Source organism: Sphingobium sp. WCS2017Hpa-17 (assembly GCF_031843765.1).
Classification (GTDB): Bacteria; Pseudomonadota; Alphaproteobacteria; order Sphingomonadales; family Sphingomonadaceae; genus Sphingobium.
This window is the reverse complement of the sequence record NZ_JAVTIV010000049.1, coordinates 1-6082: the sequence shown is the minus strand read 5'-3', so window position 1 is coordinate 6082 and position 6082 is coordinate 1. Positions and strand designations below refer to the sequence as shown.

Below are 6082 nucleotides of genomic sequence, written 5' to 3'. Positions count from 1 at the left end.
TCCCAACGCCCAGCCCGATATCCCCTTGATCGAGGCAAGGCTGGAAGCGCTCGCGAAAAAATGGGCGCCGCGGACACGCCGGAAAGCCTGACAGGCCGCGTCAACGCCACCTTCCGTCGGCGCTTACTCATTGGCGGGGTAAAACGCCCATTTTCTGGTGCTTTTATTAGCGTTTCGACCATCGATCTGCTATATGATCGTGGTGTCGGACGCAGGCCTTTCCACCCCTGATAAAGACGCTCGGATCGCCGAGCTTGAAGCTGCATTGGCAGCTGCCCACGCCGATATTTCCGCCCGCGACATCCTGATCGATACGCTGCGCGTGCAGATTGCGCGCCTCAAGCGGATGCAGTTCGGCAAGTCGTCCGAGAAGCTCAATACCCAGATCGCTCAGCTTGAGCTGGCGCTCGAAGAACTCGAAGGCGAGGCCATCGTCGCCGCCGCGCGTCGAGGCGATCCAGTAGCCGTCGATCGGCCATCACCGGTTCGGACGCTGCCAGCTCATCTGCCGCGCGAGGAGCAGCGGATCGAGCCCGAGCAGGGTGACTGCACCTGTCCCGACTGCGGCGGCGCGCTGCGGCCGCTGGGGCAGGATAGCGACGAGATGCTCGATGCCGTGCCGGTGCAGTGGCGCGTCGTTCGGACCATCCGCCCCAAATATAGCTGCCGGGCCTGCGAGAAGATCGTGCAGGCGCCCGCGCCGGTGAAGGCGATAGCGCGGGGCAAGGCGACCTTCGGCACCCTGGCCCACGTCGTCGTCTCCAAGTTCGACCATCACCTTCCGTTATACCGCCAGGCCGAGATCATGGCCGCGCAGGGCATCGAGATCGACCGCTCGACGCTGGCAGGCTGGGTCGGCCAGGCATCTGTCCTGCTCGATCCGATCATCAACCGCATCCGCGAGGTCGGACTGACCGCTTCAAAGATCCACACCGACGATACACCGGTCCCCATGCTCGATCCGGGACGCGGCAAGACGGCAACCGGCAGGCTCTGGGCCTATGCCGTCGACGATCGGGGCTGCGGTGCCATGACCCCGCCGCTGGTCTGGTATGAGTTCACCACCGACCGGACAGGCGCACATCCCCAACGGCAGCTGGCCAGTTTCACCGGCTATCTTCAGGCGGACGGCTATGCCGGATACGACAAGCTCTACGACACCAACCGCGTCACCGAGGTCGCCTGCTGGGCGCATTTCCGGCGCAAGATATTCGACATTCATGCGACCAAGCTGACACCGCTCACCACTGATCTGCTTGAACGCATCGGTCAGCTCTATGAGATCGAGGCGGAGGTTCGCGGCCACCAGCCCGATATCCGACGACGAAGCCGACAGGACCGCACCAAGCCGCTGATCGACGAACTGCGCCAGGCGCTCGACGATGCCCTGCGCCGCCTTTCGCCCAAATCCGAGATGGCCAAGGCCATTGCCTATGGTCGCAAGCGCTGGGTCGCTCTGACGCGCTTTCTCGATGATGGACGTCTGGAAATCGATAACAACATAGCTGAGCGCGCCATGCGCTGCGTGGCCCTGGGTCGCAAAAACTGGTTGTTCGCAGGTTCAAAAGCAGGCGGCGATCGCGCCGCTGCCATCTATTCCGTCATCGAGAGCGCCAAACTCAATGGCCTCGAACCACAGGCCTATATCGCCGACGTCATCGCCAGGATCGCTGGCAACTGGCCTGCTACCCGCTGGGATGAACTCATGCCGTGGAACTGGCGGACCAATCAGCAACCGATCGCCGCAGCCGCCTGATCTGCGGTCTCCAGGCCCCGCTTACAGATTTTCACCGTTTCACCTTCGCCGTAGCGCAGACGGCCATGCATGGCGTGATTACGCCATGCGTTCTTAACAGCACGAAGTTGAAGGACTGCCTCCGATGCCCATTGTTCCATTTCTGCCCCATCACGGCTCTTTCGAATTTCACGAAGCTTTGCTTCAATTTGATTGAGGGCGCTGTTCCAGTTCTGATCGGGCGTGACGTCAACCAAACAAGCTAATGCTTGGAGAGCGGGTTCAAGCGCACGCATCAAGTGCATGGCGCATGCTGTCCATAGCCCAGCGGCACGACATCGTCCGGCATCGGAAATCTCGGGCGCTGCTGTCGGGAAAGAGGCCTCCACTTTTTCGCCGAAAAGCGGAGATTCTGGATCCGCGTAATAGGAATGGCCTGGCGCTAAAGTCATCAAGGATAGCGAACCAGCCTCTGTCGAGAAGACAGTCATCACCCGCTCACCAAATGAGATCAGATATTGCAGTTCATGCCGTGACAGGGGACGGTTGGGAGCAATCCTCTCGAAGACGTCATCCCAGCTGTCTTCGATGATACGCAGTGACGTATACATCGAAAGCGCCGATGCAGTGCCTTTCAGTAACTCAACGCTCTTCATGAACCCAAGGCGAACTTCAAACGAGATCGTGGGCGGGGCAATGTGACCTTCAAGCTGTTGGAGTAACCGCCACTCGGAAACCGCACCGCCAATGTAACTCATCGGTTTAAGGAGTGCGTCGGTATCGATCTTCTTCATGGATTCCTGAACTCTGATAGTTATCGTGCCTTAACGGAAGCAAGGCAATGGGTCCACATCATTGTTGAGTTACTCTGCCATGTATCACTCTTGGGCATTTGATGAGGAATTTTAAGGCCTACGGCTTGATTGCGTCAGGTTTGCCGTTCATGGTTTCTAACGGATTTAACGCGCCAAGATCAGGATGGGGTTTGACTGTGACGCACTCGATATCGCGCAAGAGGGCCATCCGCTCCGCGCTGGAACTGAAACTACGACGAGCGAAGGGCACGCGTCTTCAGGAGTTTCTCGGCGAGCTAATGACGGCAGTTCACGGGGGAAATTTTCAACCCATCAGCACGGACTATTCACGCGGCGATCTTCAATGCGATGGGCTTTTGAAGGATCCCTTGACGATCTTCGCATGCTATGGCCCGGTCAACGCCGGTGCCAATGCCACCGAGGCAGCCATGAAGACGGCTATAGCCAAGGTGGGCACCGACTTCGCAGGCGCCCTGGCGAACTGGCCTACGCTCAAAGCATGGAAGTTCGTCCACAACTACGTCGAGCAGCCGCCTGCCCAGATCGTTCAGAAAATTCTGGAGCTGCGCCAGCAAAACAATACGATCAATATCGACCTGTTCGGGAAGGAGCAGTTCGAGGGCGCGATACTCTCCCTTGAACCCGATATGATCGTCGAGCTTGTCGGAGAAGCCGCCAGCGACGAGGATTTTCGTGCGCTGCAGCCATCGATCGTACTCGCCGTCGTTAACGGCATCATGCAGGTGGTGGACCATCGCCAGGCCCCGGACGATGCCGCCATGGAGGTTCCCCAACAGAAGCTACACTTCAATGGCCTCTGCGCGCATTCACAGGACCGGATCGTGAAGGGCATGCAAAACGCTGCTCGGGTGGCAAAGCTGATTCAGGACCATCAGGACCCCATGCTCGAGAGTGACCTTGCTGGAGCCTTCAAGACAAAGTACCTGGATCTGAAGGCCCAAGGCCTCGAGCCTGACGATATTCTCTTCGCTCTGTATGACTTCTCGGCCGCAGGAGCGCGGTCCTCCGCCGCATTGGATGTCGCAGTATGGAGCCTTCTGGCCTATCTGTTCGAAAAATGCATGATTTTCGAGGATAAGCCAGTAACGACGATCGCAGCATGATCCTTCCAACCAAGAACCTTCAGCCCGACAGAGCGCTTCTCACGATCGGCGGCGAGATTCTCGCGGTCCTCGATCATCAGAGCACCGTGACCTCTGTCTGGGAATCCGTGCGATCCCGTAGGGCGACACGGGAGAACGCTTCACCATTGCCATTCGATTGGTTCGTTCTGGCTCTCTCATTGCTCTACGCCATCCAGGCTATCGATCTCGACGGGGATTTGCTGAGTAAAAGGTCTGCGGCATGATCCGCTCGATAAGCAGTACGCTGCCGTCTTTCAAGGCTCTCACGTTCGAACCGGGCCTCAACATCCTTCTAGCGGATGTCGCCGAGCAGTCCACCGATCGACACACCCGAAATTCGGCTGGCAAGACCAGCCTGGTGGAAATCCTTCATTTTCTGCTCGGCAGCGAGGCTGGAAAGGGATCGCTTTTCAAGCACGAAGCGCTGATCAATCACATCTTCACCGTCGAGTTCTTTCTCGCGGACCGATGGGTGCGGGCCTCCCGCTCCGGTACCAGCGACGACAGGATCATCTTGTCCTCGGCGGATGCCGAGGCGCTGGGCTTTGCACCAGCACGAGATCTGTTCGATAGCGACGATACGCCAACCACGATCTCTGTCGACAGCTGGAAGGCGATCTTGGGTTCGCTCTGGTTCGGTCTGCCGGCTCACCAGTCGGACTCAACTGCTGACACCAAGGGAGCCCCCACTTTTCGGCAGCTTGCCGGATATTTCGCACGCCGACGAAAATCCGGTGGGCTTAACAGCATCGAAAAGAACAGCAGCGACCAGCAGCCGAGCAGTTGGCAGGTGTCCCTCTCCTATCTGCTAGGCCTCGACTGGCGCGTGGCCCGCAGGTTTCAGGACATGCGGGATCGCAAGAAGGTTATCAGCGCGCTTGGCAAGGCGATCAAGGACGGAGAACTCGGGCAGATATTCGGTACGACCGCAGAAATCAGGCCTGAACTGGCGCGGGTGGAGGAGCAGATCGAGAGGCTGCGGGCGCAGGTCGGCAGCTTTCAGGTCCATGAAAGCTACCGCGAACTTGCTGCGCAGGCCTCTGCGCTGAAGGATCGCGCCAATGAGATCACCTTCGCCCTCGCTGAAGCGGAATCGGCGGTCGACTATATCACCAAGGCGCTAGAGCAGGAGATTCCGCCAGGGTATGCCGATGTCGAACGACTCTATGCCGCCGCTGGAGTCGAGCTACCCGACGTTGCGCTCCGTCGCTTCGACGAGGTGAAGGCGTTCCAAGCTTCAGTCGCGACCAATCGACGCTTGTACCTCCGACAGCAGATTGATGAGATCGTCGCTCAGCGCGACGATCTCACCGTTAAACTGCAGGATGCCTCCGATAAACGGACCCGCATCCTTCAGTCGCTCGACGGCAAAGGCGCGTTCGAGGATCTCATTCGGCTGCGTGAGCAGTTCGGAGAGATGGTCAGTCGTGCAGAGACTTTACGCAGCAAGCTCCAGCACGCGGCGACGCTCGAAAATAACAAGGTGCAACTCAAGGCCGAGGCTGCAGATTTAGAACTCGCGCTTCAACACAGCCATGAGCAGGCCGAAGACTGCATCAAGCGGGCAACCGTTCTGGTCGATCACGCTATCCGAAAGCTCTACGATGATCGGACCGGAAACCTGATCATTGAGGCGTCACGAACCGGCCCGAAGTTCCGCATCGAAATCCAGGGAGGCGGTAACAAGGGCGGGATCGACATGATGAAGCTCTTCTGCTTCGATGCGGCGCTGCTGCGCATCGCCTACGACCGCTTCAAGCCCGGGCCCGGGATACTTGTGCACGACAGCCATCTGTTCGATGGCGTGGATTCCAGGCAGGTCGCACAGGCACTTGTCTTTGGGATGGCAATCGCCGAAGAAGTAGGTGGCCAGTATATCGTGGCGCTTAACAGCGACGAGTTCGACAAGGCCGATCTGGCAAGCGACGTGCGGTTCCAGCCTTACGTCAATTCGGTCAAGCTGACCGACGATGAAGCCGGAGGGCTTTTCGGTTTCCGCTTCGACCTAGAATAGCATTGTGGCGGCAAACGCGCGCCACTCCTCCAGCGCTAAGAAATAGGCCGACGTGAGGTGGAGTGCGCCATTCGCGTGCCAATGACATCGAATCGAACTGCTCGCTGAGCATCAGTCGCTGCTTCAGAGCCGCCATGGGCCCGGCCTGGGAGCGACCGCTTTAGGCCTGGGTCCACTCAATACCGGACTGAGCAAAATGTCCCACGTCCGGTCGCACTATGACCACTAGGGCGAGGGCGGTTTCTTCGTAAGCGCCGACGGAAGGCGGCCTTGTTGCCGGCACCGGAATAGGAAAGCTCGCGGCCTTTGAGGAGGCGTGAGCATGGACATCGAGCAGTCAAACGAGCCTCGTATGAGCGGTCGCGGTGATGGC

Annotated in this window: 5 protein-coding genes; 4 read left to right on the top strand and 1 reads right to left on the bottom strand. The window is 58.8% G+C overall.

Features of this window, described 5'->3' with window-relative positions:
* Positions 1-193: 193 nt before the first annotated feature.
* Positions 194-1756 carry an IS66 family transposase gene (gene tnpC / locus RQH62_RS24730; protein ID WP_311271310.1) on the top strand — a complete coding sequence of 521 codons (1563 nt, stop codon included), beginning with the start codon at positions 194-196 and terminating at the stop codon, positions 1754-1756.
* Here tnpC and RQH62_RS24725 read toward each other — a convergent pair.
* The gene (locus RQH62_RS24725; RefSeq protein WP_311271309.1) at positions 1729-2529 is read right to left on the bottom strand and encodes a hypothetical protein; all 801 of its coding nucleotides are present in this window, start codon (positions 2527-2529) and stop codon (positions 1729-1731) included. The genes tnpC and RQH62_RS24725 overlap by 28 nt on opposite strands.
* A 101-nt stretch (positions 2530-2630) precedes the next feature.
* On the opposite strand from RQH62_RS24725, the gene RQH62_RS24720 reads away from it, so the two are divergent.
* Genes RQH62_RS24720 through RQH62_RS24715 form a run of 3 tightly spaced genes read left to right on the top strand, consistent with a single transcriptional unit; the run spans position 2631 to position 5709 of the window.
* Complete coding sequence (locus RQH62_RS24720) at positions 2631-3674, top strand: ABC-three component system protein (RefSeq protein WP_311271308.1); 1044 nt, start codon at positions 2631-2633, stop codon at positions 3672-3674.
* A complete protein-coding gene (locus tag RQH62_RS25025; protein WP_405053598.1) occupies positions 3671-3919 on the top strand; it encodes an ABC-three component system middle component 6 in 249 nt (82 codons plus the stop codon). Before RQH62_RS24720 ends, RQH62_RS25025 begins: the two co-directional genes overlap by 4 nt.
* On the top strand, positions 3916-5709 hold the full coding sequence (locus RQH62_RS24715) for an ABC-three component system protein (protein WP_311271307.1): 1794 nt from the start codon (positions 3916-3918) through the stop codon (positions 5707-5709). Before RQH62_RS25025 ends, RQH62_RS24715 begins: the two co-directional genes overlap by 4 nt.
* Positions 5710-6082 lie beyond the last annotated feature (373 nt).

Excerpts from the sequence above, each read along its gene's own strand:
- RQH62_RS24715 (WP_311271307.1), top strand. The coding sequence starts at position 3,916 with ATGATCCGCTCGATAAGCAGTACGCTGCCGTCTTTCAAGGCTCTCACG.
- RQH62_RS25025 (WP_405053598.1), top strand. The coding sequence starts at position 3,671 with ATGATCCTTCCAACCAAGAACCTTCAGCCCGACAGAGCGCTTCTCACG.
- tnpC (WP_311271310.1), top strand. The coding sequence starts at position 194 with ATGATCGTGGTGTCGGACGCAGGCCTTTCCACCCCTGATAAAGACGCT.
- RQH62_RS24725 (WP_311271309.1), bottom strand. The coding sequence starts at position 2,529 with ATGAAGAAGATCGATACCGACGCACTCCTTAAACCGATGAGTTACATT.
- RQH62_RS24720 (WP_311271308.1), top strand. The coding sequence starts at position 2,631 with ATGAGGAATTTTAAGGCCTACGGCTTGATTGCGTCAGGTTTGCCGTTC.